This window comes from Cryobacterium glucosi, assembly GCF_004402235.1.
GTDB classification, from domain to species: Bacteria; Actinomycetota; Actinomycetes; order Actinomycetales; family Microbacteriaceae; genus Cryobacterium; species Cryobacterium glucosi.
The window spans coordinates 15,852-41,197 of record NZ_SOFS01000045.1 but is presented as its reverse complement, the minus strand read 5'-3'; the positions used below and the strand labels follow the sequence as shown (position 1 = coordinate 41,197).

The window sequence follows — 25,346 nt, the reverse complement described above, 5'->3', positions numbered from 1 at the left end:
CCACCGTAGTCGAGCGGGGTCGAGCAACAGGCGGTTAGCGCCAGCTCCCGATGATCAGGCCCATGATCGTGAGATTGAGCACGTCGCTCGAGACCTCGATCAGCCAGACCCGGAATCCAGCCCCGGCGAAGAGCCGGTGCGAGAGCGACGAGGCAGCGGCGAGCCCGATGCCGAGCAGGAAGCCGGTGAGTGCGCCCTGGAGCGGGCCGAAACCGGGAGTGGCGGGCGCGACGAACGAGATCACGACGGCGACGCTGACGGCTTCGACGAACGCGGCGACGGCCGTCGCACCGAAGACGACGGCCATGTTGCTGGCGGCGCCCGGCACCGCCGCCGGGTCCTTGCCCATCAGTTTCCACCAGAGCGGGAAGAACGTCTTCGGGCCGAACCAGATGCCGCCCGCGATGAAGGCGGCGACGGTGGCGGCCAGAATCGCCAGCCAGTTGAGGTGGGTCAGGTCCACAATCGTTCCTATCGGTCGTCCGGCGCGAAGAACTCGACTGTATCGACAAGCGGATGTCCGCGGCTACCGGTACTGGGCTTCCGTTCGCCGTCGGCGATCGTGGTGACCGGCAGCAGGCGCCGCGTGTCTCGATCCCGGAACCGATCCTTCCCACCGGTCCGGGCTGGATCCCTCACAGTGACAGGAGAGGGAAGACGTGCGAAGCTTCTGGTCAGGGGTGATTTTCGTCGTCCCTGTGATGGGGGATGCACGATGAGACGTCCGGTCCTGTTCCTTGCTGCGGCTTGTGCCGCCGCGCTCCTGCTGAGCGGATGCGCCGGGCCGGCCACGGGGGGCACCGCAGCCGATTCGTCCCCGCTCGCAACCCCGTCCCCCTCCCCTGCGCTGGTCTCGCCTGCGCCCACAGCCACGGCGAGCGCCGCCCGCCTCTCGATCGGCGCGCTCACCGTCAGCACCATCGACGCGACCGGCGCGACGATCGCGACGACCCCGTACTCCGACGGCGCCCCGGCCATGGTCGCCTTCCTCTCCGCGGCGATCGGGGTCGCGCCGACCGTGGCCCGCGCCGACCCCGAGACCGGCTGCTCGGGGGCGGCAACCACGTACTCCTGGGCCGCCGGGTTCCTCGTCAACGTTCCAGACACCGAGAGCCCGCCGCTCTACACCTGGACAGTCCAGGCCCGCTCCGCGCAGGTGGGCGCCGCCGGGGTGACCGTGCAGTCCAGCACGGGGCTCGTCGTCGGCACGGATGTCTCCGCGAGCGCCGCGAATCTCCCCGCCGACCAGAAGATCGACGAGTACAACGACGGCACCGGTCCCCTCGTCTTCGAGGTCGCCGGCCGGAACGCGGAGGGCAAGCCGTACGGCGGCGCTGCCCTCGTCGGGCAGGGGGGCGTGTTGTCCGCGATCGCGGCCCCCGCCGGCCTCGGCCAGTTCTACTGCTGACACGGACTCAGCCGGCCACCGGCATCCGCCTCCTGTAATGGCCGTAACGGCGTAACGACGAGATTAGGCCGTCGTCTTCGCGGCCGCCTTGGCCGCCCGCTTGGTCTCCCGTACCCGCGCGAGCGACTCGGCATCGACGATGTCGGCAACGGATGCGTGCGAGCCGTCCTGCCCGTACGGCGCAGACGCCTCCTGCCAGCCCGGCGCGGCGAGAGCGAATCGCTTCCCGAGGATGGCCAGGAAGATCTTCGCCTTCTGCTCGCCGAAACCGGGCAGCGCCCTGAGTCGACGGAGCACCTCTGCGCCGTCGGGGGCCCCGGAGGCCCAGATCGCGGAGGCGTCGCTGTTCCAGTCCCGCGCGACGACCTCGGCGAGCGCTTGCACCCGTCCGGCCATCGAGCCGGGAAAACGGTGCACGGCCGGCGTCGTTCGGAAGACTTCGACAAAGAAATCGGCGTCGAATGCCGCAATCCTCGCGGGATCCAGGGTGCCGATCCGGTCCCGGATCTTGGCCGGCCCGGCGAATGCCGTCTCCATCGGTACCTGCTGGTCCAGGAGCATCCCGACCAGGAGGGCGAACGGGTCTTCGCTGAGCAGGGCGTCTGAGGCGTCGTCGCCGGTGATGTGCAGCGTCATTCCGCCATTGTGGCACCGGCGGGACAGGGCCGCGCGGTCGACGCCGCGAGAAACCAGCGGCAGCGACAGCGCCTGCCGGAGTGATCAGCGTGCCCGCTTCGGCAGCCCGCGCCCGAAACGGCTGGCGCGGTTTGCCGATCAGGGTGCATCGGCGACGGTACCCCGCCTTCGGGGTATGCGGGGCGAGCCGACCGGAGCGGATGCCTCCTGGTTCACGCGCGCGTGTCATACTCCGCGGGTGACGCTCTTCGAATCCGGCCAGGACTGGGCCCCGCGCCCGGCGCGGCGACCGCCCCGGTGGCGACTGCGGGGCACCGTCTTCGGAATCGTGCTCGGGACCGTCGCCGGTGTGACGCTGGCCGCCACCTACCTCCCGTCGAGCCCGCTCGCTGGTGCCGCAGCGTACTCGCTCTCGGCGGATCTCTCGCCGATCGCCGACCGGATCGGCTTCAGTGACGAAGGCAGGGATATCTTCCTGACCACACGTCCGCAGCTCCTCGACAGCGGTGATTTTCGCAAGGCCTGCGAAGGGACACCGGATGGGACCGTCCACGGGGACTTCGCGACCGTCGGTTGCTTCTACGGTCTCGGGGAACACTTCGGACGGATAGCGATCTTCCGCCCCACCGACGCCAGGCTGGCCGACCAGATCGTGGTGACGGCTGCCCACGAGTTCCTGCACGCCGCGTACGCCCGGCTCACGTCCGGCGAGCAGGCGCGCCTCGACGCGCTCCTCGACAAGCGCTGGTCCACCATTGCGGCGGACGACCCGATTCAGGCCAGCGTCGATTCCTCGGTGGGGTCGGCGGCCGAGAACCGGTCTACCGAGGAATTCGCGTATTTCGGGACCGAGATCGCCGATGCGGTCGACCCGGCGCTCGAGGCGTACTACGCCCGCTATTTCCGCGACCGGGGTGCGCTCGTCGCGATCCACGACGCCGACCGCGCCCTCCGGGACGGCCTGGAGGCCGACTACAGCGCGAAAGCGGATGCCCTCGCCATCCGGGAACAGGCGAACGCGGACGCGGGCGCGCAGTTGCAGGCCGACCGTGCGCAACTGGCCGCCGACCGCGCCTGGTACAACCGGCAGGCCGATGAGTACAACGCTCTCTCCCCGGAGGTCCGCGCCCGCACCTACGTTGCAGACTCCGGCGGCACCGCGGGCGGTGAGCCGTATGGTAGCTATCTGGCCGGCAGACTGGCCGAATTCGCGACGAGGGAGGCAGACCAGTCGCAGCGTCAGAGCGACCTCGACGCGGCCGAAGCCGCAGCCCCGGCGGCGCGCACGGAGGTGGAACGACTCTATGCGGACATCGAGGCGCTCAATGTCGCCGCCGTGCCCGCCACGTGACGCGGCGCCGTTGTTGCCGAAAGCCGGCCGAGGTGCTCTGATGAGCGAATGAGCGAATCGCCCCTGCCCGTTCTGGCCACGAAGCTCTTCATCCCGTCGCCCCGACCGAACGCCGTCTCCCGCCCCCGCCTCATCGCGCGTTTGCGGGAGGGGCTCCGCGCCGGTCACCGGGCGACTCTTCTGTCGGCGCCGGCCGGATTCGGTAAGACCACGGTGGCGAGCCAGTGGATCGCCGACACCGTGGCCGGTGAACCCGGCGCTCGTGTCGCCTGGCTCTCGCTCGACGCGAGCGATAACGATCCCTCACGGTTCCTCACGTACCTCGTAGCGGCCCTGCACCGAGCCGATCCCGCGGTCGCCGCGGATGCACACGCACTTCCGCTTTCGTCGATCGAGGGCACGATGGCCGCGCTCATCAATGACGTGGCGGCAGCACAGCACCCGATGGTCCTGGTGCTCGACGACTTCCACCTCATCGAGGACGGCACGATCCGCGACGGGCTCGTGTTCCTGATCGATCACCTGCCGCCGAACCTGCACCTGGCCATCCTGAGTCGCTCCGACCCGCTCCTGCCGCTGGCCAGGCTGCGCGCGCGGGGCGAGTTGACCGAGTTGCGTGCCGCGGACCTGCGCTTCACTCCCGATGAGGCCGCAGCGTTCCTGAACGAGGTCATGCACCTGGGGCTCTCCCCCGCGCACGTCGCCGCCCTCGACACCCGGACGGAGGGCTGGATCGCAGGCCTCCAGCTTGCGGCACTGTCCATGCGGGACAGCTCGGACGTGGGCGGTTTCATCCAGGGCTTCACCGGCAGTCACCGGTTCGTGATCGACTACCTCGCCGAAGAGGTGCTGCACCGCCAGCCCGATCACGTCCGCGCCTTCCTCTTCGACACCGCGATCCTCGGCCGACTGAGCGCTCCCCTGTGCGACGCGGTCACCGGTCGCTCCGACAGCGGCGAGATGCTCGCGGCCCTCGAGCGGGACAACCTCTTCGTCGTCCCCCTCGACGACCGGCGCGAGTGGTATCGCTATCACCACCTCTTCGCCGACGTGCTGACGGCTCGCGTGCTTGCGGACGGTCCCGACCGGGTACCGGACCTGCACCGGCGCGCCAGCGAGTGGTTCGAACAGAATGGGCTGCCGGAAGATGCGGTCGCTCAGGCCCTGGCCGCCGGGGATTTCGGGCGGGCCGCCCGGGTGATCGAGTCGACGGTGCCCGGCGTGCGCAAGAGCAGGCAGGATGCGACCCTGCTCGGCTGGCTCGCGCTGCTTCCGGGCGACGTCATCAGGCGCAGGCCCGTTCTGGGCGTCTACCGCGCCTGGTCATTGCTCGTGTCCGGTGATGTGGATGCCGTCGAACCGTTGCTGGCGGACGCCGAGCGCGCGCTCGGCGCACCAACGGACGACGGCACGCCGACCCATGATTCGGCAGCAGGCGAGGAACTGCGGATACTCCCCGTCACGATCGCCCTGTACCGTGCCGCGGTCGCACAGGCGCGCGGCGACGTCGCGGGAACCCAGGTGCAGGCGCGCCGGGCCCTCGACCTCACCGGCCCCGACGACCACTTCGGGCGCGGCGCAGCATCCGGTTTTCTCGGGCTGGCGTCCTGGGCCGTCGGCGACCTCGGCGCCGCGGTCGACGCGTTCGGCGAGGTCGCGACGAGCCTCCGGCGATCCGGCAACCTGGCCGACATGCTCGGCACCACGATCGTCATGGCCGACCTCCTCATCCAACAGGGGCGGCTGCGAGACGCCCAGCGCGCCTGCGAGGATGCCCTGCGCCTCGCGGCGGAACAGGGAGAGCCGGTTCCCCAGTCGACGGCAGACCTCCACGTCGCCGTCAGTGAGCTCCTTCGTGAACGCTCCGACCTGCCCGCCGCCCGGGAGCAATTACTGATCGGCCAGGCACTCGGCGAGCGGGCGTCCCTGCCCGAAAACCGGTATCGCTGGTTCGCCGCGATGTCCCGGATCGACGAGGCGGAGGGACGACTCGACGACGCCCTTGACGCGCTCGGCGCCGCGGAGCGCCTGTACCGGCCCGGGTTCTTCCCGGAGGTGCGGCCTCTTGCCGCGATGAAGGCCCGGCTCTGGGTCAAGCAGGGACGGCTCGGTGATGCCCAGGGCTGGGCAGACAGCCAGGGGCTCGCGACAACGGATGCGCCGGGTTACCTGCGCGAGTTCGACCACCTCACGCTGGCGAGGCTCTCGATCGCACGGCACACGTCCGATCCACAGGCCGGCTCCCTCGACGCGACAGCGGCCCTGCTCGACCGCTTGCTCGAAGCGGCGGATGCCGGTGGCCGCGCCGGCCGGGTGAACGAGATCCTGGTCCTGCAGGCGTTGGCGCACGCGGCAGCCGGCAACACCGACCTGGCGCTCCGCCCGCTCGCGCGCGCCCTCGCGCAGGCGGAACCAGAGGGGTACGTACGGCTCTTCCTGGACGAGGGCGAGCCGATGGCCGCGCTTCTCCGAACGGCAGCCGACGAGGGAATCGCCCCCGACTATGCTCGCGGCCTCAGCGCGGCGTTCGTGCGCGAGGACGATCCGGGGGCATCCGCCCGGCCGCTCGCCGAAACGCTGAGCGAACGCGAACTGCACGTGCTCAGGCTTCTGGCGACAGAGTTGAGCGGGCCCGAGATCGCCCGCGAACTGTACGTCTCCGTGAACACCCTCCGCACCCACACCCGGCATATCTTCGGCAAACTCGAGGTCACCAACCGGGCGGATGCGATCCGTCGCGCTGAAAAGCTCGGCCTCGTCTGACAATCACCACAGGGATCACCACGTGGAGTGATGCCCCGTCATCACATGTCTCCCTAGATTCAGGGTGTCTTCAGGCAACCGCCTGGGTCACGCAGAACATCGGAGCCTCTCATGAGCATCACGACATCCACCCTCACCCGCGCGGCCGCCGGAGCGGCCGCACTCTCCGGGCTCATCTACATCATCATCCAGTTCGTCCACCCGGCCGACGTGGTCGCCTCGCTCTCCACTCAGATGTGGATCACGGTGCACGTCCTCAGCTTCGGCATGGCCGTTCTGGCCATGATCGGTCTCACCGGAATCTACCTGCGGCAGGTGCAGAAGTTCGGGCTGCTCGGCCTGATCGCCTACCTGATGTTCGGATTCTTCTTCATCCTGCAGGCATCCTTCAACTTCACCGAAGCCCTCATCGCGCCGCTGGTCGCGACCGCAGCCCCCCAGCTCGCCGTGGACATCGTCGGACTGTTCGGCCGCTACCCGGCCGTGAACGACCTCGGCCCCCTCGCGGCGCTCCCCCAGGTCGGCGGTCTGCTCTACGTCGTCGGCGCCCTGCTGTTCGGCATCTCCATCCTCCGCGCCCGTGTCCTGTCACGCGGGGCCGGCATCCTTCTGATCGTCGCAGCGGCCGTGACGCCCATCGCGGGCGCACTGCTCCCGCACACCCTCGAACGGATGGCCGCCATCCCCATGGGCCTGGCCCTGATCTGGCTCGGGTACTCCCTGTGGTCGAACCTGCGCACAACGACGGCGCCCGCGGCGGTCAACCCTGCACGGCTCGACACGACGCCGACGGTCTGACCCGGATTCGCCGGACCACCGAGGAGGAATGACATGAAAAACGGACACGTGGCGCCCCTCGGGCGCGGTGAACTCGACACCTACGAGATCCGGCTTCAGGGGCAGCTGGATGCCTGTTGGACCGACTGGTTCGACGGCTTCCGGCTGACCGAGGCGAACGACGGGACAACGATCCTCACCGGCCCGGTCGTGGACCAGGCCGCCCTGCACGGGCTACTGAGACGGGTCGCAGACCTCGGAGCCACGTTGATCTCCGTCAACGTCCTGACAAGGAGTGACCGGTGACGAACCACAAGATCACTCGAGACACGTCGACACGGGACAAGGCGACACGGGACAGGCCGACACAAGACGGTGCAACGCAGGACAGGCCGGCTGCCGCGGTTCCTCGCGCTGATCGCACCCGGGCACGCACGCGAACTCCGCGGCCGCAATGGCTCGCACCGGCCGGACTGATCCTGCTGAGCCTCATCCCGATTCTCGCCGGGGCTGCGCGCCTCACCGAGCTGACGGGGGGCTCCACCGCCACCGAGCACAACGTCCGGTTCCTCGACTCCCCCATGCCCGTCGTCACGCACATCGTCACGCACATCGTCAGCGTGACCGTCTTCTGCCTCCTCGGCGCCTTCCAGTTCGTTCCCGCCCTGCGGCGCCGGGCGAGCAGGTGGCACCGCATCGCGGGAGTCATCCTCATCCCCGCCGGCCTGCTCTCCGCGCTGTCCGGCCTGTGGATGGTGGTGTTCTACCCGCACCCGCCGGGTGACGGCATCGCCCTCGGCGTGATTCGGCTCTTCTTCGGATCGGCGATGGCCGTGAGCCTCGTTCTCGGTATCCGCGCGATCCTGCGCCGCGATTTCGTCAGGCACGGCGAGTGGATGACTCGGGCCTACGCGATAGCCGTCGCCGCTGGCACGCAGGCGCTGCTGCTGATCCCGGGGGCGATCCTTTTCGGGGCGCAGGACGAGCCCTCCCGCGCGGTCCTGATGGGTGCCGCCTGGGTCCTGAACCTGACGGTCGCCGAGTACCTCATCCGCAGTCGGCGCCGTCGCCGTCGCTAGACGGCGTCGGCCCAGGTCCGTTCTAGAACGGTGTCGGGTCGTCGGGGTCGTCGGGTGCGGGGTCAAGGTTCCAGACGTCAACGATCGGGACCGGTGGTTTCGGTTCGGGTTTGGGTTTCCGGGGTGGTCTCATATCCGCGGAGGGTTCGACGATGTAGCTGTACCCGGCCGGGGAGGTCCATTCGATGCGGCCGTCGCCGAGGTGTCTCGGCGTCCACCGGGTGTAGCTCTTCACCGCGTGGTGATACGGGCAGAGGTGGGCGAGGTTCATCGCGTCGGTCTCCCCGCCGTGCTGCCACTCCACACTGTGGTCGAGGTCGGACCGTTTGGCGGAGCGGCGGCACCCGGGGAAGGTGCAGGTTTCATCCCGTACCTCGAGCCATTTCTTGAGCGCGGCCGGTGGTTTGTAGGTGTCGCGTCCCATGGAGAGCACGACGCCGGTTTCGGGGTGGGTGAGTAGCCGGGTGAAGCTCGGCGCCCCGGCGGCGAGACGCCTCGCGGTGTCGGGGTCGATCGGCCCGTACCCGGCCAGGTACCCGGGCTCCTCGCTCTTCCCCAGCGGGGTCAGTACCGGGACCGTGACGTTGACTTGCGCGGCCACCCCTTTGCCGAGTCCGTCCGGGGTGACCCCGCTGATCAGGACGTCGGTGAGGACGTCCGCCGCCAGCTGGGTCAGCGTGCGGGTTTCCTCCGGGCCCTGCAGGGTCAGCGCCGTGTCGAGGGTGCGGTGGTAGGCGGCCTGCACCTTCTCGGCATCCCCGGTCAGGTACAGCGACGCCATGCCGTCGTTGAGGGCCTGGAACACCACATGCCGGTCCTCGACGCTTTTCTGGTGCCTCGCGGTGATGGTCTCCGGGTGGGTGCGCTCCCGCACCCTCCGGGCCCGGTCGGCGAGCTTCGCCACGGTCAGCACTTCCGCGTCGGGCACGAGGACCTCCTCGAACACCGCACGCGCCCGCGCGGACGCTTCCGGGTCATCATCGACCCGGATGCCCCAGGCCTGCTCCATGATCACCTGGGCGTGCCGGTAACTGATCACCCCGGTCGCGAGGGCCTCCCGGGTCACGGGGAGGTCCTCCGCGAGGGTGCGGCTGGCTTCAATCAGGGTCTCCGCCGTCCGGCGCGGCAACCGGAGCAGAGCGCCGACCTCGCACGTGAACTCCTCTTTCGTGGCTTCTTCCGGCGACCACGGCGGGCGCGGGCCACCGGCGCGTTCTGCGGCCTCCGCCCGGGCCCGGCCGACATCGGCGAGCACCCGTTGGGCGGTGTAGATCGCGGCCGCCCGCTTCGCGGCGGCCCGGTTCATCTCCCGGTCCGCCTCCCGGATCGCGTCATAGAAATCGGCGAGGGACGGCTCCACCAGGCTGAGATGCCGGGGGTTGAGGTAGGTGTCGGGAGGACTCTCGGGAGGGGTCCCGGGCGGGGGTTCCGCCGTGCTTTCGGGCTGAGGTTCTGAGGTATTTTCAGTTGTCATACCGGTCACTCTACGGACGACCACCGACATTCTTGAGGCATCCGCACGCCCACGAATCACCTGTGGAAAACCCGGTCAGAAGCACTTTGTTGAGGACAAGCCGGCGACTAAGCCACACTCGTCCGGACAGTGCCACAGGTGCGCCACGGACTATCGACGTCGACGGGTCGGGAACTCAGTACTCGCCCTTGACCACGAAGTAGGAACCTCGGATGACGCCGGCCAGCTTCGATTTCTGCCGTGCGAATTTGAATCGAGTGGCCAGTTCTTCGGGCACCTCCATGCCGTCGGCGAGCTTGAACCCGACGGCTCGCTTCTGACCGTCCTCGATGCCGTACATGACGTTGATCGACAATCCGGACTCGTAGAACACGTAGGCCATCCGAGTTCCCTCGACTTCGAAGGCGGTCACCTCGAGCGGGCTCGAGGCGATGACGATGTCACGCTCCTCCTTGAGGATGCGGCTCACCCACTCGAGCACGTCCGGGGCATCGCTCACAGGGCTGACGGTGAAGACATGATCGTATTTGTTCTTGAAGTAGCGCGCCTCGTTGGCCCGCAAGCCGGCGAGCGCGTCCATCACCGGCGACGATTCAAGTCCGACGGTCGATACGTTCACGAAGTCGACAATGTACGACATGCGGCCCCTCTTCGTTTGTGGTGCCGCCCACGCTAGCGCCGCATCCGCCTTCAGAGTATCGAACTAGCCGCAGAGTTCTTTAGCGATGCCGGCCTATGGCGACACGATGATCTGGCTCACCTTGTCCTCCAGCACCACAAAATGGATCCACTTCCCCTCTCCGCTGGCCCGTGCGTACTGGGCGATGGGAGTGCCGGCATCCTGGTACGTGATCGCGGGGTACGCGATCGTGAGCTGGTCGAGCGTGGCACCGATTCCGATTCCCGCACTCGTCCGCGCCGACGACGTGGCGGAGCCAGCAGCGCTCTCCCCGGTCTGCACGACAACCTGCTGGATGATGCCGTCGCCGCCCTGATCGGCGATGACGAAGCTGGGAGATCCGGCCTCGGCGAAAGTGACGACAGAACGTGAGGGGCACTCGTCCCAGAGGGTCTGGCTGAAGGCGGTCATCGACTCCTTGGTCGAAGTCAGATCAGCCCCGAGCACCATCGGTCCGACACCGGAGAAGCCGATGATCCACGAGCTCGGGTCGTTCAGTTTAAGTGGAGCCGCTGTTGCGGTCACCGTAGGTGCAGACGTAGGCGCCGCGGTGGGCTGGATCGTGCTGGCGATCGGAACGGCAGAAGCGGTCGAACCCGGCGCCGGCGCATCCGCGTGCTGGCTGGAGCATCCGGACAGCAGGAGGCCCAGCGCCAGGATTCCGGCGAGCCTTGCCGTGGTGAGTCCGGATAGGTCGTGCACCATGTCGATTCCCCCGAGTTCTTGCTGATCAACCTAGCCAGAAGGCTAGCGCACCCAGAGTCCCGGCCCGCATAGGCCAAAATCGCGACTGATGTGGGATTTCGGCTCCGGCGGTTGGGCGCCCCATTGCACAGTGGAATGAACAGTGGTTCCGTGGATCCACGGATGCCGGAACCCCCCTCCCATCATCTCAACGACATTCACCATTCGACCTTCGAGCAGAGGAACCCGAACATGAATCTCGATCTTGCCGGAAAGACAGCCGTCGTCACGGGTGCCAGCAAGGGCATCGGACTCGCGGTGACCACCGCGCTCGTCGCCGAGGGAGCGCAGGTGATCGCAGGCTCCCGATCGTCGTCCTCCGAACTCGACGCTCTCGGCGACGCTGTCCGATTCGTTGCGGTTGATCTGTCGACCCCGACCGGCCCGGACAAGCTGATCTCCGAAGCCGCCGATGGCCTCGACATCCTCGTCAACAACGTCGGTGCGCTCACACCGCGCACTACGGGATTCCTCGACGTGACCGACGAGGACTGGCTCAACACCCTGAACCTCGATCTGATGGCCGTTGTGCGCACGACCCGAGCGGCCATTCCCCGGCTGATCGAGCGGGGAGGCGGAACCGTGGTCACCATCGCTTCCGTGAACGCTTACCTTCCCGACCCCGGAGTCATCGACTATTCCGTCGCGAAAGCAGGGGTCTGGAACCTCTCGAAGGCGCTCTCCAAGGAGTTCGGTGACCGGGGCATCCGCTTCAACACGGTCAGCCCCGGGCCGGTTTCGACGCCGCTGTGGTTGGGCGAAACCGGGGTGGCGTCGACGGTCGCTAAGGCCATGGGCGTCTCCCCCGACGAGGCACGCAAGCGCATCATCGAAGCCGGCGGCGGATTCTCCACCGGCCGCTTCACCGAACCAGGGGAAGTCGCGGACCTCGTGCTCCTGCTGGCCAGTGGGCGGGCCGGCAACGTCACGGGTGCCGACTTCAGAATCGACGGCGGGCTGACGAAGGAACTCTAGAACGACAGCGTGAGACGTCGCCGAGTGGGCGGAGAAGTTCCTGCTCACTCAGCGGGTGGCCGTCGCCCCGGGTTCCGCCTTTGGATCCGCCGGCGAGGGCTGGATCCGGGTCTGTCTGGCCGGACAGCAGGAACCGCTCCTGACGGCGCTCTCCCGTCTGCCCACACTCTGAGCCTTCACCCGGACGATACCTGCGGTCGCGGGCAGGGTAGCTACCGCCCTACTCCCGGCCGTCCTCAAGCGGGATGAGCATGGTGCGGAACGGTCCGGCGACGGCGTGGAGGTCCCAGATGCGATCGGCGACGCCGTCGATGCCGTTGGCCAACTGAAGCCGGGGAATGCCGCCCGGGATCACCAGCTGGCTGACCCGGATGCCCTCATCCGCCAGGGCATCGTGGAGCATCTCGCCGTAGGCGCTCTCGGCAGGGAAGGCCACCGAGGTTCCCGCGAAGCCGGCGCGGGCCTTCACAGAGGTTCCGCCGTTGATCAGGATGATGCTGCCGCTCCCCGCCAGCCGCATTGCCGGGAGCACCGCACGCGCCGCGTGGATGAGCCCGAGGGCCGAGAACTGCAGTGCCTCCAGAGCCAGCTCCGGAGTCATCTCGAGAACCGGCTTCAGGTAGTCGCGGGACGGGAGCGGGCTGTACTGCAACACCGTGATGGCTCCGAGCTCCGCTTCGGCACGCGCAAGGGCCGCCTCGAGCGATGCCGGCGTGAGGACATCCGCTGCGTACGCCCTCGCGGTGAAGCCGGAAGCGGCCAGCTCGGCTGCCATGGCGTCCAGTTTCGACTGATTCCTGGCGATCAGGGCAATAGAGAAGCCTTCGCGCCCGAACCTTCGCGCGACGGCGGCTCCGAGTCCCGGTCCGGCTCCGATGATGGCGATGACGGGCACGGTGGTCTCCTTCGATGGATGCTGCTGCGATGACTATCGCAAGGAGCACGAGCCTAACGCGAAAGCGGATCTCAACCGGACGAGCGCAGACCGCGACCGGTTACTTTTCGGCCACTTTCGCTTGCCGCGCGCGCAGATATCCGCGCACAAATTGCCACTCCATGATGAGGCCGAGAGCTGTCAGGATGAATGCGGTCGGGGTCCGGGTCATCCCCATCACAACCGAAACCACGACGATGGCCGCACAGATCAACATGTTCCACAACGCCGCTACTATTCGACCGTTTGGTGAAGTGAGCCAACCGAGTCCGTTGTGATCACTCACCGAATCTGCCCTGTGAGTGCTCCGATTGATACGCAGGTACCAAGAACCACGAGGAGTGCGCCGCTCACCGCCATCAGTGCGGGTGATTGAGTTCGCTGCGATACGCGGAGGCCCTGCTGGCGTCGTTGGCGTCTCGCCAACTCCGATATCCGAGCGCGCTTCACGATGAACGTCACTCCGAATGCAATCGCGAACGGTCCCCATAGGAGCGCAAATACCTGGCCGGAGCTCATGGTGTGAATCCTACGGGCCGAAGAAAGTTCGCCCGGCTGTTTCGCGCTCGGAGTCTCCTGCGCGGTTCGGGTGCCATCCGCGCGACGCCAACAACGGAAGAGCGACGACCGGCACCTCTGCCGGTCGTCGCTCAGAAATTGGGATGCCGGAGGCTAGACGTTGAAGCGGAACTCCACGACGTCGCCGTCCTGCATGACGTATTCCTTGCCCTCGATACGGGCCTTGCCCTTGGCGCGGGCCTCGGCGATGGAGCCGGCGGCGATCAGGTCGTCGAAGGAGAAGACCTCGGCCTTGATGAAGCCCTTCTGGAAGTCGGTGTGGATCACTCCGGCGGCCTGCGGGGCGGTCCAGCCCTTGTGGATCGTCCACGCGCGGGTCTCCTTCGGGCCCGCCGTCAGGTAGGTCTGCAGGCCGAGGGTGTCGAAGCCGATGCGGGCGAGCTGGTCGAGACCGCTCTCGGCCTGGCCGGTCGAGGCGAGCATCTCCGCGGCGTCGGCCGCGTCGAGCTCGCTGAGCTCTGACTCGAGCTTGGCGTCGAGGAACACCGCGTTGGCCGGGGCGACGAGGGCGGCCAGCACGGCAAGCTTCTCGGCGTCCTGCAGCACGGCCTCGTCGACGTTGAACACGTAGATGAAGGGCTTGGCGGTGAGGAGGCCGAGTTCCCGGATCGGCTCGATGTCGAGCTTCGCGGACGACAGCGGCTGGCCGGCGTCGAGCACGGCCTGCGCCTTGAGCGCGGTCTCGAGCACGATCGGAGGCATCTTGCGGCCCTTGACCTCCTTCTCGAAACGACTGATTGCCTTCTCGAGGGTCTGCAGGTCCGCGAGGATGAGCTCGGTGTTGATGGTCTCCATGTCGCCGGCCGGGTTCACGGCGCCGTCGACGTGCACCACGTCGGGGTCGGCGAATCCGCGGATGACCTGCGCGATGGCATCCGCTTCACGGATGTTCGCGAGGAACTTGTTGCCGAGGCCTTCGCCCTCGCTCGCGCCGCGCACGATGCCGGCGATGTCGACGAAGGACACCGGTGCCGGGAGCAGGCGTTCGCTGCCGAAGATCGCGGCGAGCGCGGCGAGCCGGGAGTCCGGCAGGTTCACGATCCCCACGTTCGGCTCGATCGTGGCGAACGGGTAGTTCGCCGCGAGCACGTTGTTCTTGGTCAACGCGTTGAAGAGGGTGGACTTGCCGACATTGGGCAGTCCGACGATTGCAATAGTAAGAGCCACGAGAATCCATCGTACCGGGCGGGCCCCGCCGGGCCTGTCGGTGGGCCGTGAGAGCATGAAGGGGTGCCCCTCAACTTCACCGCGATCGACTTCGAAACCGCCAACTCCTCAAGCGCCTCCGCGTGTTCGGTCGGGCTCGTGAAGGTGCGTGACGGGCTCGTGACCGATCGGGTCGGCTGGTTCATCCAGCCCGCGCCCGGGCACGACGAGTTCCTGAAGTGGAACATCAAGATCCACGGCATCTACCCGGCGGATGTCTTCGGCGCCCCGACCTGGGCCCAGCAGCTCCCGGCACTGGTCGCCTTCGCCGACGGTGACACCCTCGTGGCCCACAACGCCGGCTTCGACCTCGGCGTCATCAAGACCGCCTCGACGGTCGCGGGACTCCCGGTGCCCGACTTCAGCTATGTGTGCAGCCTGCAGGTCGCCCGCCGCACGTACCACCTCGACTCGTACCGGCTCCCGGTCGCCGCGATGGCGGCCGGTTTCGAGGACTTCGCGCACCACGACGCCCTCGCCGACGCGGAGGCGTGCGCCGCCATCATCATCCACGCGGCGAAACGGCACGGCGCGGACACGGTCGAAGACCTGGCCCGGATCACCAAGGTCGCGGTCGGAGCCATCGGGCCCGTCGCCATCGCAGCGAAGGCCGCGGTCCACGGGCCGATGGCCCTGAGCTAGCAGCAAGACGATCCGGGCCGCCATCGTGGACTCCGAAGACCTGCCACTGAGCCCCTGGCCCCAGGACATGCAGATCAACGTCGAGGAGTGCTGGTCGCCCCTGACCTTCCTGCTCTTCGTGCGCAGCGCCTGGCACCTCGAGATCGACAGCGTTCCGCGCCTGGATTCGGAGCCGGACCCGGGTACCTCGCGCCGGCCGGCCGACCTCGACGTCGACGCCGCCGTGCAGCGCTGGCTGGCCGAGTGGCGGCGGGCCTGGACCCACTTCGACGTGGCCGAACCGACCGTGAGCATCCCGGACGAGGAGATCCAGCGCCTCCTGGACACCCTCACCGACGCGGAGCTGTGGGCGGCGACATCGACCTCGACCTGGCCCTCGGACTTCTGGAACTCCGGCATCGACCAGGAAGCCTATGGAATGTGGCGCACGACGATGCCCGCACCGCTCGGCGCCCTGCCGGAGAACCGCGTCATCCCCGCGCTCGTCACGGCAGGACAGGGCGGCCTCACGACGATCATCCAGCTGCCGTACCTCGGATTCTTCGCGCAGCGGATCAACCGGGAACACCTCGTCGTGTCGCGGACCACCCGGAACGACCCGGAAATGCTGACTCTCGCGCTCGCGCTCGAAGCCTGACGCGCTCCCAGCTCACCGGGTCGCCAGACCGGTGAACCCTCCTCGGCGGGTTCCCGCCTGCCGCGACGCCAATGTCGGTGGCCACTGGCAGGGTTGAGACATGGATCCCTGGCTCACCCTCCTTCTCGGCATCGCCCTCGGCGCCGTACTCGGCGCCCTCTGCACGGTCATCGTGCTGCAACGCCGCGCCGCCCGGGACGGCGCAGCCACGCCCACCGTCGATCCCGCCGTTCTCGAAGCCCGCCACCAGGTCGACCTCGCCGAACTGCGGTCCTCCGAGGCCGCCGTCTCGGCCATCCTGCGTGAAGAACTGGCCTCGGTGCAGGCCACGACGGATGCCCTCCGCGAGCAACTCGCCGAGGCGCAGCGCCGGGGACGCGAGTTCGACGAGCGGCACCGCGAGGAGGCCGCCGCCCGCACCGAACGCGAACAGCGGGAGAGCAAGGTCCTGCAGGCCCTGGCCCCGGTGCGGGAAAGCCTGCACGACATGCAGCTGAAGGTCTCCGAACTCGAGGCCCAGCGCAGCCTGCAGCACGGCGAGCTCAGCCAGCAACTCCGCAGTGCCACTGAATCCGAAGAGCGCCTGCGCAGCACCGCCGAGTCACTGGCTTCCGCCTTGCGCGCCAACAACACGCGCGGAGTCTGGGGCGAGACCCAGCTGCGCAGCGTCGTCGAGGCCGCCGGGCTCATCGAGCGGGTCGATTTCGACGTGCAGTCGAGCATCAGCTCAGACGCGGGCGCCGGCCGGCCTGACATGGTCGTGCACCTGCCCGGAGGCAAGAACATCGCCGTCGACGCCAAGGTGCCGTTCACGGCGTTCCTCGAGGCGAGCCAGATCCCGGCGACGGCCACCGGTGCGGAGGGCGCACGGCGCACGGCTCTTTTGGGCGCCCACGTGAAGGCAGTGCGCGACCACATCACCGCCCTCGGCAGCAAGGCATACTGGCAGGGCCTCGAGGCCTCCCCCGAGATCGTGATCGCGTTCATCCCGAGCGAGTCGCTCGTGTCGTCCGCTCTCGAAGCCGACCCTTCGATCATGGAGTTCGCCTTCTCCAAACGGGTCGCGCTCGCCTCCCCCGTGACGCTCTGGTCGGTGCTCAAGACCGTCGCGTTCACCTGGCAACAGGATGTGCTCACGCACGACGCGAAAATGCTCTTCGACCTCAGCCGCGAGCTCTACGCCCGGCTGGCCGTCACCGCCACCCACATCGAGAAGCTGGGGCGCTCCATCGAGCGCACCGTCAAGGACTACAACGGTTTCGTCGGTTCGATGGAACGCCAGGTCCTGCCGACGGCGCGCAAGCTCAACGCACTCGACGAGTCCAAAGTGCTCGCCCCGCTGGCGGGCGTCGAGGAGTCCCCGCGGGAACTCGTCGCCTGGGAGTTCGTGACCGAACTGGAAGCCGCGGGACTCGCCGAGGCAGGACTCGAGGCATCCGCCCACCGCGCGGACTGAGCGGGCGCAATACGACAATCGCCGTTCCGGCCGAGCGTCTCCCGAAGAACGGGGGTACTCGGCCGAAACGGCGATTGTTGTAGGGAGATGCGGGGGTGCGGTCAGTGCGAGGTCAGTGCCCGCGGGCTACAGCCACTTGGCGGCGAGGTGGTCGGCCACGACCCGGCGGACGGTGCCGGACTTGCCGCGCATGACGATGCTCTCGGTGCGAATGATCGGACCCTTACGACGCACGCCGTCGACGAGACCGCCGTCGGTCACGCCGGTAGCGACGAAGAAGGTGTTGTCTCCCGAGACCATGTCGTCGAGGTCGAGCACCTTGTCGACGTCGAGTCCGGCAGCAATGGCCCTGGCACGTTCGGCGTCGTCCTTGGGGGCGAGTCGGCCCTGCATGAAGCCGCCGAGTGCCTTGAGCGCGCACGCCGTCGTGATGCCCTCCGGGCTGCCGCCGATACCGACGCACATGTCGATGCGGGTGCCGTAACGGGCGGCGTTGATGCCGCCGGCGACGTCGCCGTCGGACATGAGACGGGTGCCGGCTCCCGCGCTCCGGATCGCGTCGATCAGGCCTTCGTGGCGCGGACGGTTGAGCACGGCGACGACCATCTCGCCGATGGGCTTGCCGGTGGCCTGGGACAGCGCGCGCAGGTTGTCGCCGATTGGCTGGTCCAGGTGCACGACGCCGAAGCCGGCGGCGCCCGTGACGATCTTGTCCATGTAGAACACCGAGGAGGCATCGAGCATCGTGCCCCGGGACGATACGGCGATCACCGAGAGCGCGTTCTGGCGCCCCTCGGCCGTGAGGCTCGTGCCGTCGATGGGGTCCACGGCGATGTCGCAGGCCGGACCGGTGCCGTTTCCGACGTGCTCGCCGTTGAAGAGCATCGGGGCCTTGTCCTTCTCGCCCTCGCCGATGACGATGACTCCATCGAAGTTGACGGTACCGAGGAAGACTCGCATCGCGTCGACGGCGGCCTTGTCAGCCGCGTTCTTGTCTCCGCGGCCGATGAACGGCACCGCGCGGATAGCCGCGGCTTCGGTCGCGCGCACCAGCTCCATGGCCAGGTTTCGGTCCGGGTGGGTGAAATTGGGGGCGATTTCGGGGCTGTTCACAGATGGTCCTTCCCGGACGAAGAGTGCGGCAGTGGCAAGGCCCAGCGTTGGGCCGGCGCCGGTCGCCCAGCGCTGCCGTTTAAGAGCCTAGCGCCCGCCCAGCGGGAACGGCTGATGTTTCCCGTCCAGCCATCCAGCCGCCATCGGTAGGATGGGAAGACCGAATCTGTACAACCGAGGAGACGCAGAAACATGCCCATCGCAACCCCAGACCAGTATGCAGAGATGCTCAACAAAGCCAAGACCCAGGGTTTCGCTTACCCGGCGTTCAACGTTGCGTCTTCCCAGAGCATTAATGCCGTCCTGCAGGGCCTGACTGAAGCCGGCTCCGACGGCATCATCCAGGTCACCACCGGTGGCGCCGATTATTTCGCCGGCCACACGGTCAAGAACCGCGCATCCGGTGCGCTCGCCATGGCTCACTTCGTGCAGTCCGTCGCCGACAATTACCCCGTTACCGTTGCCCTGCACACGGACCACTGCCCCAAGGGCGCCCTGGACGACTTCGTCCTCCCCCTCATCGCCGCTTCGGAAGCCGAAGTCAAGGCCGGGCGCAACCCGATCTTCCAGTCGCACATGTGGGACGGTTCCGCCATCCCGCTCGCTGAGAACCTCGTCATCGCGAAGGACATCCTCAAGCGCACGAAGAACATCAACGCGATCCTCGAGGTCGAGATCGGCGCCGTCGGCGGCGAAGAAGACGGTGTCGAGGGCGACATCAACGAGAACCTGTACACGACCCTCGCCGACGCGAGCGCCATGATCGACGCCCTCGGCCTCGGCGAAGACGGCCGCTACATGGCCGCGCTGACCTTCGGCAACGTCCACGGCGTCTACAAGCCCGGCAACGTCAAGCTGCGCCCGGAGCTCCTCAAGGAGATCCAGGACGGCCTCGCCGCCAAGTACGGCACCGGCCCGAAGCCGCTTGACCTCGTCTTCCACGGCGGGTCCGGCTCGACCGCCGACGAGATCGCCGAAGCCGTCGCCAACGGCGTCGTGAAGATGAACATCGACACCGACACTCAGTACGCGTTCACGCGTGCCGTTGCCGGCTACATGCTGAAGAACTACGACGGCGTCCTCAAGATCGACGGCGAAGTCGGCAACAAGAAGCTGTATGACCCGCGCGCCTGGGGCAAGGTCGCCGAGACGGCGATGGCCGCCCGCGTCGTCGAAGCCACCCAGCAGCTCGGTTCCGCTGGACACTCGGAGAGCTAATCCGGAGTAAATTCATCCAATGGGCGAAACATCGGCGTACTCCAGCCACCTGTTCGTGCGGGGAACCCGTAACAACAGCTGGTCCAACATGCTCTCCTTCATTCCTGAAGGATCGAGGGTGCTGGATGTGGGGTGCTCGGCCGGAAATTTCGGTGAAGCCCTGGAACAGATGAATAACTGCACCGTCGTCGGTGTCGACCTGAATCCGGTCGACATCGACGAGGCGCGGGGCAAGATCTCCGAGGCCTACGTGCTCGACGTGAGCGACACGGTCGCCGTCGCCGGGCTCGGAGCTTTCGACGTCGTCCTGTTCGCCGACGTCCTCGAACACCTGCCCGACCCGCGCGCGACCCTCGTGGCCATTCGCGCCCTGCTGCGGCCCGGCGGAGTCGTGGTCTACTCGATTCCCAACATGGGTCACCTTTCCGTACGGCTGGACCTGCTCGAGGGCCGGTTCACCTACACGGAGACCGGGCTGCTCGACAAGACTCACCTGCATTTCTACGATGCCTTCGAGATCGAAGACATGTTCACGGCCGCCGGTTACGGCATCCGTGAGGAGGACCCCGTCGTCTCGGAATATCCGGAACGCTGGGTGACCGAACGTCTTGCCGGCCTCGGACTCACCGCGGACGAGACGTTCTTCGACCTCCTCAAGGCCACGGACAGCCACGTCTACCAGTACGTCGGAGTCGCGATCCCCCTGGCCTTCCTGCCGCGGAACACCGCGCCGATCCGCACGCGTGCAACTCCACCCGACGAGATCCTCGGATTCGCGAACCGGATCGCCGCCGAGAACGAGGCGCTCAAGAACACGGATGCCGCCCTCGTCACAGCCGCCCAGGCCCGCCTCGAGGCGGACCTCCTCGCCGCTGACAAAGCAACCGCCCTGGCCGAACGGGACGCCGCGACGGCCGAGCTCGTCGCCACCGCCGCCGCCCGGGATGCCCTGGCCGGCGAAGTAGCCGGTCTCCGGGCGCACCTCACCTATATGAAGACGCATCCCGTCGCCTTCCTCACCCGCAAATTAGTCGAACGGCTCCCCCGTGCCCAGCGAAAACGTCCCTGACCGCCCCCGCCGGGACCCCCGGCCCCAGCCCCGCTACGGGGAGCTGGCCCCTGAAGGCTGGAGCTGGGATCCGGGCATCACGACACCACGCTCGCCCACCGGCGGCCCGAACTCCGCCGTCTCCTCGCCGTCGCTCGGGACGCTGACCGGACCGGCCAAGCCCGATGTTCCCGCCTGGGACCGGCGGGTCACCCTCGGCCTGCTCGCGCTCGGCCTCGCCGCGACCTTCATGTCGATCGGGGTGCTCAACGCCCTCCCCGACGCCATCCAGATGCTCTACACCCAGTCCCACCTCGGCACCTACGTGCCGGACTCCTCCGTCGCCGGGCTCGTCACGGCGGGCGGCATCACCGAAGCGATCGTCTGGCTGCTCACCGCCGCCGCGGCGATCCTGCTCATCTCACGCCGCAAGCGGGCGTTCTACGTCCCGGTGATCGGCGCGGTGATCGCGCTCGTGGTGATCTTCGCCTTCATGATGGTCGTCGTGACCACCGACCCGACGCTGATCGACTTCTACAGCCAGCCGTAGGCATCCGCGCGGGAGCCCCCACCGGCGCCCCACGGTGATCGGCGCTACTCGACCCGGGTCACTCGCCCGCCGAGGGCCCGTGCGTCGTTGTTGCCCGCGAGGTCCTTGCGCAGTTCCTTCGGGAGCGAGAACAGCAGGTCCTCCTCGGCGGTCTTCACTTCCTGCACGTCACCGAAGCCGGCGCCGGCGAGGTCGCGCAGGAGTTCGGTCACGAGTTCCTCGGGCACGGACGCCCCGCTCGTCACTCCGACGGTCGCGACGCCGTCGAGCCACTCCTGCTTGACCTCGCTCGCGAAGTCGACCCGGTAGGCGGCGCGGGCGCCGTATTCGAGGGCGACCTCGACGAGGCGCACCGAATTGGACGAGTTCGCCGAACCGACGACGAGCACGAGGTCGGAGGCCTCGGCGATCTTCTTGATCGCCACCTGCCGGTTCTGGGTGGCGTAGCAGATGTCATCGCTCGGCGGATCCTGCAGCAGCGGGAACCGGGCGCGCAGCCGGCTCACGGTCTCCATGGTCTCGTCGACGCTGAGGGTGGTCTGCGACAGCCAGACGACCTTCTCCGGGTTGCGCACCACGATCGTGTCGGCCTCGTCCGGGCTGCCCACGAGGGTCGTGTGCTCCGGGGCCTCCCCTGCCGTGCCCTCGACCTCTTCATGTCCTTCGTGGCCGATCAGCAGGATCTCGAAATCATCGCGGGCGAAGCGCACGGCCTCGCGGTGCACCTTGGTGACGAGCGGGCAGGTCGCGTCGATCGCGCGCAGCCCCCGCGCAGCGGCCGCGCTGACGACGGCCGGCGACACTCCATGGGCGCTGAAGACGAGGTGCGAGCCGCGGGGCACCTCATCGACCTCGTCGACGAAGATGGCGCCCTGCTTCTCGAGTTCGGAGACGACGTGCACGTTGTGCACGATCTGCTTGCGCACGTAGACGGGCGCTCCGTACAGCTCGAGCGCCTTCTCGACCGCGATGACGGCCCGGTCGACACCCGCGCAGTAGCCGCGCGGGGCAGCGAGCAGCACCCGTTTCGGCCCATCCACCGGGGTATCCTTGAGGACGTTGCGTGCCCGGGGAATCCGGGGCATGCCGAGGCCGATAACGCTTGAATCCGAGCTGATAGTCACCGGCTCATTCTATGGGTGCGTGGCTGGACAGGCCGTGGGAGGAACGATTCATGACCGATGCACCACCCACCCTCGAGGCCCCGTGGCCCGTCGCCCTGCTGGCGAACAAGATCCGCGGCTACATCGAGCGGCTCGGCACAGCCTGGGTCGAGGGTGAGATCACCCAGTGGGGCGTCAGTGGCGGCAACGTGTACGGCAAGCTCAAAGACCTCAGCGAGGACGCCACCGTCGGCTTCACCGTGTGGTCGTCCGTCAAGGCCCGGCTGAGCGACGAGTTCAAGCAGGGCGACCGCGTCATCGCACTGGTCAAACCGAATTACTGGGTCAAGGGCGGCACACTCACCATGCAGGTCTTCGACCTGCGCCACGTCGGCCTCGGCGACATGCTCGAACGCCTCGAGCGTCTCCGCAAGCAGCTCGCGGCCGAAGGCCTCTTCGCCACCTCCCGCAAGAAACCGCTCCCGTTCCTGCCGCACTGCATCGGCCTCGTCACCGGCAAGGACTCCGACGCCGAGAAGGACGTCATCCGCAACGCCCAGCTGCGCTGGCCCGCCGTCGATTTCCACCTCGCGTACGCGGCCATGCAGGGCGACCGCTCGGTGGCCGAGGTCGTCGCCGCGATCCAGCGCCTCGATGCCGACCCCGACGTCGACGTCATCATCGTCGCCCGCGGCGGCGGCGACTTCCAGAACCTGCTCGGCTTCAGCGACGAACGCGTGCTCCGCGCCGCGGCGGCCTGCGCCACCCCCCTGGTCAGTGCGATCGGCCACGAGGCCGACCGGCCCCTGCTCGACGAGGTCGCCGACCTCCGGGCCTCCACCCCGACGGATGCCGCCAAGCGGGTCGTTCCCGACGTCTCGGACGAACTCAACCGCGTCCAGCAGGCCAGGGCCCGGTTGAGCACCCGGCTGACCGGAATCCTCGCCGCCGAGGTCGACCGGATCGGCCAGCTCCGGTCACGCCCCGTGCTCAGCAGCACGGCCTGGATCGTCGATTCCCGTGCCGAGGACCTCACCCGGTACGTCGCCCGGGGAACGGAGCTAGTGGAACGCGTCGTCGAGGCATCCGCCGGCGTCGTCACGGAGCTCCGCTCGAGGCTCCGCACGCTGTCCCCGCAGGGCACCCTCGATCGCGGTTACGCGATCGTGCAGGTGCGCGAGGGCCACGTGCTGCGTGCCGCCGCCGATGCTCCGGACGGTACCCGGCTCAGGATCACGCTCGGCGCGGGAACCCTCGCGGCCACAGCGGGCCCGTCCGCCGAGTCGGCCGCAGACCCGGCCACGGACCCTGCAGCTGACCCGGCCACCGGGCCGAAAACGACAGCCAGGACTCAATAGAATGGACGCCATGACCGCTCCCGCCGACATCTCCACCCTGAGCTACGAGCAGGCCAGGGACGAACTCGTACGGGTCGTGAGCGCCCTCGAACAGGGCTCTTCGACCCTCGAAGAGTCCCTCGCCCTGTGGGAACGCGGCGAGGAACTCGCGAGCCGCTGTGAGGAATGGCTGATCGGAGCCAAGGCCCGCCTCGACGCCGCTCGCGCGCGCCAACTGGACTCCGCCTCCCCCTCGACCGGCCCCGGCACCGAATGACCACCACGAAGCGCCCGCCCCGGGTCGTCGCCGAGCTCGGCAGGCCTGAGACCGCCCAGGAGACGGCGGACCGCCTCGCGACGAACTCGCGGAACTACCGGTCGCGCAAGACCGTCAACAACCTGGTCCTGTCCCTCCTCGCCACCCTCGGTGCGGTCTTCGTTCTCGTCCTCCTCGTCCCGCGCAGCGACGGGCCCGTCGACCGCACCGTCGATTTCGCCGCCGTCGCGAGCCAGGTGCAGGTCGGGATCGACGAGCCGCTTGTGGTCCCTGAGCTCCCGGATGGCTGGCGGGCGAATGCCGCCCAGTGGCGTCTCGGCGGCACAGACAAGATCCCGTCCTGGTACATCGGCCTGCTGACCCCCCGCAACGAGTTCATCGGCCTCACCCAGGCCCTCGGCGCGAATCCGACCTGGATCGGGCAGCAGTTGAACGACGCCCCCGCAGCCCAGACGCTCACCCTCGCAGGAGTCACCTGGGACGTCTACCGGAACCCGGCGGCCGAGAAGGACCGCGGCAACTTCGAATACGCCCTCGTGACGAGCGCAGGGACGAGCAGCTACCTGCTCGTCGGAACGGCAGACGAAGACGAATTCGCGGCGGTCGCGACCGCGATCGCCGCCCAGATCAGTGCCAACGGACAGGCGGTGACCCAGTGACCGGACAGGGCAAAGACGTGCTCATCAGCCAGGCTGCGGCCCCGGGCGACGCCGTGGGCCCGGCAGCGGTGTGGAGCCGGCTGCAGCGCGGCAACCAGCGATTCGTGGACGGCGAGCCGCAGCATCCGCGCCAGGACGTCGACCGGCGCACCGAGCTCGCGACCGCGCAGACCCCGGCCGCGGCCCTCTTCGGGTGCAGCGACTCGCGTCTCGCCGCCGAGATCATCTTCGACATGGGCCTCGGCGACCTTTTCGTCGTGCGGAACGCCGGGCAGGTCATCTCCGATTCCGTGCTCGGCTCCCTCGAGTACGCGGTCGCCGTGCTCAAGGTCCCGCTCATCCTCGTGCTCGGCCACGACGGCTGCGGCGCGGTCCAGGCCGCCGTTGACGCGCAGGCGCCCGGGGCGGCTCCCCTGCCCGTGCACATCGGCCGGATCATTGAGAAGATCGTGCCCGCCGTGCACCGGGTGGTCGCGGCGACGGATGCGACGCTGACCGAACCCGGGAGCATCGATGCACTCATGGTCGGCAGGGAACACCTGCGCGACACCGTGACCGAGCTCCTGGAACAGTCCGAGTTGATCAGCGACGCCGTCGCAGCGGGTACATTGGCTATCGTCGGCGCCAATTACCGACTGCTCGAAGGCCGGGCCGTTCCCGACGTCGTCGTCGGCAACGTCTGATCCCACAGCCCGGGCAGT

27 protein-coding genes are annotated in these 25,346 nt (G+C 68.1%); 17 read left to right on the top strand and 10 right to left on the bottom strand.

Features of this window, described 5'->3' with window-relative positions; translation table 11 throughout:
* Nucleotides 1-34 precede the first annotated feature (34 nt).
* On the bottom strand, nucleotides 35-463 hold the full coding sequence (locus tag E3O46_RS17515; protein ID WP_166787384.1) for a DUF1761 domain-containing protein: 429 nt from the start codon (nucleotides 461-463) through the stop codon (nucleotides 35-37).
* A gap of 252 nt (nucleotides 464-715) precedes the next feature.
* Here E3O46_RS17515 and E3O46_RS17510 point away from each other — a divergent pair, with 252 nt between their 5' ends.
* Nucleotides 716-1,408, top strand: coding sequence for a hypothetical protein (locus E3O46_RS17510; RefSeq protein ID WP_134559091.1), 693 nt, complete (start codon nucleotides 716-718; stop codon nucleotides 1,406-1,408).
* 63 nt (nucleotides 1,409-1,471) lie between these two features.
* Here E3O46_RS17510 and E3O46_RS17505 read toward each other — a convergent pair whose 3' ends face one another.
* Nucleotides 1,472-2,044: an HhH-GPD-type base excision DNA repair protein gene (locus E3O46_RS17505; protein WP_134562220.1), complete on the bottom strand. Its 573-nt coding sequence runs from the start codon at nucleotides 2,042-2,044 to the stop codon at nucleotides 1,472-1,474.
* Between the two features lie 238 nt (nucleotides 2,045-2,282).
* Between E3O46_RS17505 and E3O46_RS17500 the strand changes: the two genes are divergently transcribed.
* The 5 genes from E3O46_RS17500 to E3O46_RS17480 all read left to right on the top strand — a co-directional run bounded on the left by E3O46_RS17500 (nucleotide 2,283) and on the right by E3O46_RS17480 (nucleotide 8,014).
* A complete protein-coding gene (locus E3O46_RS17500) occupies nucleotides 2,283-3,395 on the top strand; it encodes a hypothetical protein (protein WP_134562218.1) in 1,113 nt (370 codons plus the stop codon).
* Between the two features lie 48 nt (nucleotides 3,396-3,443).
* Entirely contained in the window at nucleotides 3,444-6,158 is a 2,715-nt protein-coding gene (locus tag E3O46_RS17495) for a winged helix-turn-helix domain-containing protein (protein WP_134562216.1), read from the top strand.
* 111 nt (nucleotides 6,159-6,269) lie between these two features.
* On the top strand, nucleotides 6,270-6,956 hold the full coding sequence (locus E3O46_RS17490; protein ID WP_134562214.1) for a hypothetical protein: 687 nt from the start codon (nucleotides 6,270-6,272) through the stop codon (nucleotides 6,954-6,956).
* A 33-nt stretch (nucleotides 6,957-6,989) separates the two neighbouring features.
* On the top strand, nucleotides 6,990-7,241 hold the full coding sequence (locus E3O46_RS17485) for a hypothetical protein (RefSeq protein ID WP_134562212.1): 252 nt from the start codon (nucleotides 6,990-6,992) through the stop codon (nucleotides 7,239-7,241).
* Nucleotides 7,238-8,014: a DUF2306 domain-containing protein gene (locus tag E3O46_RS17480; protein WP_241987456.1), complete on the top strand. Its 777-nt coding sequence runs from the start codon at nucleotides 7,238-7,240 to the stop codon at nucleotides 8,012-8,014. Before E3O46_RS17485 ends, E3O46_RS17480 begins: the two co-directional genes overlap by 4 nt.
* Before the next feature lie 22 nt (nucleotides 8,015-8,036).
* On the opposite strand, the gene E3O46_RS17475 is transcribed toward E3O46_RS17480, so the two are convergent.
* The 3 genes from E3O46_RS17475 to E3O46_RS17465 all read right to left on the bottom strand — a co-directional run bounded on the left by E3O46_RS17475 (nucleotide 8,037) and on the right by E3O46_RS17465 (nucleotide 10,872).
* Nucleotides 8,037-9,488, bottom strand: coding sequence for an HNH endonuclease signature motif containing protein (locus tag E3O46_RS17475; RefSeq protein WP_166791100.1), 1,452 nt, complete (start codon nucleotides 9,486-9,488; stop codon nucleotides 8,037-8,039).
* 175 nt (nucleotides 9,489-9,663) lie between these two features.
* A complete protein-coding gene (locus E3O46_RS17470) occupies nucleotides 9,664-10,128 on the bottom strand; it encodes a phage tail protein (protein WP_134562208.1) in 465 nt (154 codons plus the stop codon).
* A 93-nt stretch (nucleotides 10,129-10,221) separates the two neighbouring features.
* Complete coding sequence (locus tag E3O46_RS17465) at nucleotides 10,222-10,872, bottom strand: hypothetical protein (protein ID WP_134562207.1); 651 nt, start codon at nucleotides 10,870-10,872, stop codon at nucleotides 10,222-10,224.
* A 231-nt stretch (nucleotides 10,873-11,103) separates the two neighbouring features.
* On the opposite strand from E3O46_RS17465, the gene E3O46_RS17460 reads away from it, so the two are divergent.
* A complete protein-coding gene (locus E3O46_RS17460) occupies nucleotides 11,104-11,886 on the top strand; it encodes an SDR family oxidoreductase (RefSeq protein WP_134562205.1) in 783 nt (260 codons plus the stop codon).
* A 220-nt stretch (nucleotides 11,887-12,106) separates the two neighbouring features.
* Here E3O46_RS17460 and E3O46_RS17450 read toward each other — a convergent pair whose 3' ends face one another.
* The 3 genes from E3O46_RS17450 to ychF form a co-directional block, all read right to left on the bottom strand.
* Nucleotides 12,107-12,781 (bottom strand): SDR family NAD(P)-dependent oxidoreductase, encoded by a 675-nt coding sequence (locus E3O46_RS17450; RefSeq protein ID WP_134562203.1) that lies wholly within the window; start codon nucleotides 12,779-12,781, stop codon nucleotides 12,107-12,109.
* A 100-nt stretch (nucleotides 12,782-12,881) separates the two neighbouring features.
* Complete coding sequence (locus E3O46_RS17445) at nucleotides 12,882-13,106, bottom strand: hypothetical protein (protein ID WP_134562202.1); 225 nt, start codon at nucleotides 13,104-13,106, stop codon at nucleotides 12,882-12,884.
* A 386-nt stretch (nucleotides 13,107-13,492) separates the two neighbouring features.
* Complete coding sequence (gene ychF / locus E3O46_RS17440; protein ID WP_134449502.1) at nucleotides 13,493-14,566, bottom strand: redox-regulated ATPase YchF; 1,074 nt, start codon at nucleotides 14,564-14,566, stop codon at nucleotides 13,493-13,495.
* Between the two features lie 63 nt (nucleotides 14,567-14,629).
* On the opposite strand from ychF, the gene E3O46_RS17435 reads away from it, so the two are divergent.
* From E3O46_RS17435 to E3O46_RS17425, 3 genes are all read left to right on the top strand, one after another.
* Nucleotides 14,630-15,247, top strand: a complete 618-nt coding sequence (locus tag E3O46_RS17435; protein WP_134449501.1) for an exonuclease domain-containing protein — start codon at nucleotides 14,630-14,632, stop codon at nucleotides 15,245-15,247.
* 25 nt (nucleotides 15,248-15,272) lie between these two features.
* Nucleotides 15,273-15,884 (top strand): hypothetical protein, encoded by a 612-nt coding sequence (locus E3O46_RS17430; RefSeq protein ID WP_134449500.1) that lies wholly within the window; start codon nucleotides 15,273-15,275, stop codon nucleotides 15,882-15,884.
* 100 nt (nucleotides 15,885-15,984) lie between these two features.
* Nucleotides 15,985-17,340 carry a DNA recombination protein RmuC gene (locus E3O46_RS17425; protein WP_134558098.1) on the top strand — a complete coding sequence of 452 codons (1,356 nt, stop codon included), beginning with the start codon at nucleotides 15,985-15,987 and terminating at the stop codon, nucleotides 17,338-17,340.
* A 126-nt stretch (nucleotides 17,341-17,466) separates the two neighbouring features.
* Here the strand turns inward: E3O46_RS17425 and glpX are convergent, their stop codons facing one another.
* On the bottom strand, nucleotides 17,467-18,399 hold the full coding sequence (gene glpX, locus E3O46_RS17420; RefSeq protein ID WP_134449619.1) for a class II fructose-bisphosphatase: 933 nt from the start codon (nucleotides 18,397-18,399) through the stop codon (nucleotides 17,467-17,469).
* Between the two features lie 246 nt (nucleotides 18,400-18,645).
* Between glpX and fbaA the strand changes: the two genes are divergently transcribed.
* The 3 genes from fbaA to E3O46_RS17405 are packed head-to-tail and all read left to right on the top strand — an operon-like array spanning nucleotide 18,646 to nucleotide 21,269.
* Entirely contained in the window at nucleotides 18,646-19,671 is a 1,026-nt protein-coding gene (fbaA, locus tag E3O46_RS17415) for a class II fructose-bisphosphate aldolase (RefSeq protein ID WP_134449498.1), read from the top strand.
* Between the two features lie 19 nt (nucleotides 19,672-19,690).
* Nucleotides 19,691-20,740 (top strand): class I SAM-dependent methyltransferase, encoded by a 1,050-nt coding sequence (locus E3O46_RS17410; RefSeq protein WP_134562200.1) that lies wholly within the window; start codon nucleotides 19,691-19,693, stop codon nucleotides 20,738-20,740.
* The gene (locus E3O46_RS17405; RefSeq protein WP_134562198.1) at nucleotides 20,718-21,269 is read left to right on the top strand and encodes a DUF6264 family protein; all 552 of its coding nucleotides are present in this window, start codon (nucleotides 20,718-20,720) and stop codon (nucleotides 21,267-21,269) included. Before E3O46_RS17410 ends, E3O46_RS17405 begins: the two co-directional genes overlap by 23 nt.
* A gap of 44 nt (nucleotides 21,270-21,313) precedes the next feature.
* Here E3O46_RS17405 and E3O46_RS17400 read toward each other — a convergent pair whose 3' ends face one another.
* Nucleotides 21,314-22,354: a 4-hydroxy-3-methylbut-2-enyl diphosphate reductase gene (locus tag E3O46_RS17400; protein WP_134449618.1), complete on the bottom strand. Its 1,041-nt coding sequence runs from the start codon at nucleotides 22,352-22,354 to the stop codon at nucleotides 21,314-21,316.
* An 89-nt stretch (nucleotides 22,355-22,443) separates the two neighbouring features.
* On the opposite strand from E3O46_RS17400, the gene xseA reads away from it, so the two are divergent.
* The 4 genes from xseA to E3O46_RS17380 are packed head-to-tail and all read left to right on the top strand — an operon-like array spanning nucleotide 22,444 to nucleotide 25,328.
* On the top strand, nucleotides 22,444-23,730 hold the full coding sequence (gene xseA, locus E3O46_RS17395) for an exodeoxyribonuclease VII large subunit (RefSeq protein ID WP_134562196.1): 1,287 nt from the start codon (nucleotides 22,444-22,446) through the stop codon (nucleotides 23,728-23,730).
* A gap of 10 nt (nucleotides 23,731-23,740) precedes the next feature.
* Nucleotides 23,741-23,986 (top strand): exodeoxyribonuclease VII small subunit, encoded by a 246-nt coding sequence (locus E3O46_RS17390; protein WP_370294584.1) that lies wholly within the window; start codon nucleotides 23,741-23,743, stop codon nucleotides 23,984-23,986.
* Nucleotides 23,983-24,645, top strand: coding sequence for a DUF4245 domain-containing protein (locus E3O46_RS17385; protein ID WP_134558101.1), 663 nt, complete (start codon nucleotides 23,983-23,985; stop codon nucleotides 24,643-24,645). The genes E3O46_RS17390 and E3O46_RS17385 overlap by 4 nt, the downstream gene beginning before the upstream one ends.
* Before the next feature lie 23 nt (nucleotides 24,646-24,668).
* Nucleotides 24,669-25,328 (top strand): carbonic anhydrase, encoded by a 660-nt coding sequence (locus E3O46_RS17380; protein ID WP_370294599.1) that lies wholly within the window; start codon nucleotides 24,669-24,671, stop codon nucleotides 25,326-25,328.
* The last annotated feature ends 18 nt before the right edge of the window (nucleotides 25,329-25,346 follow it).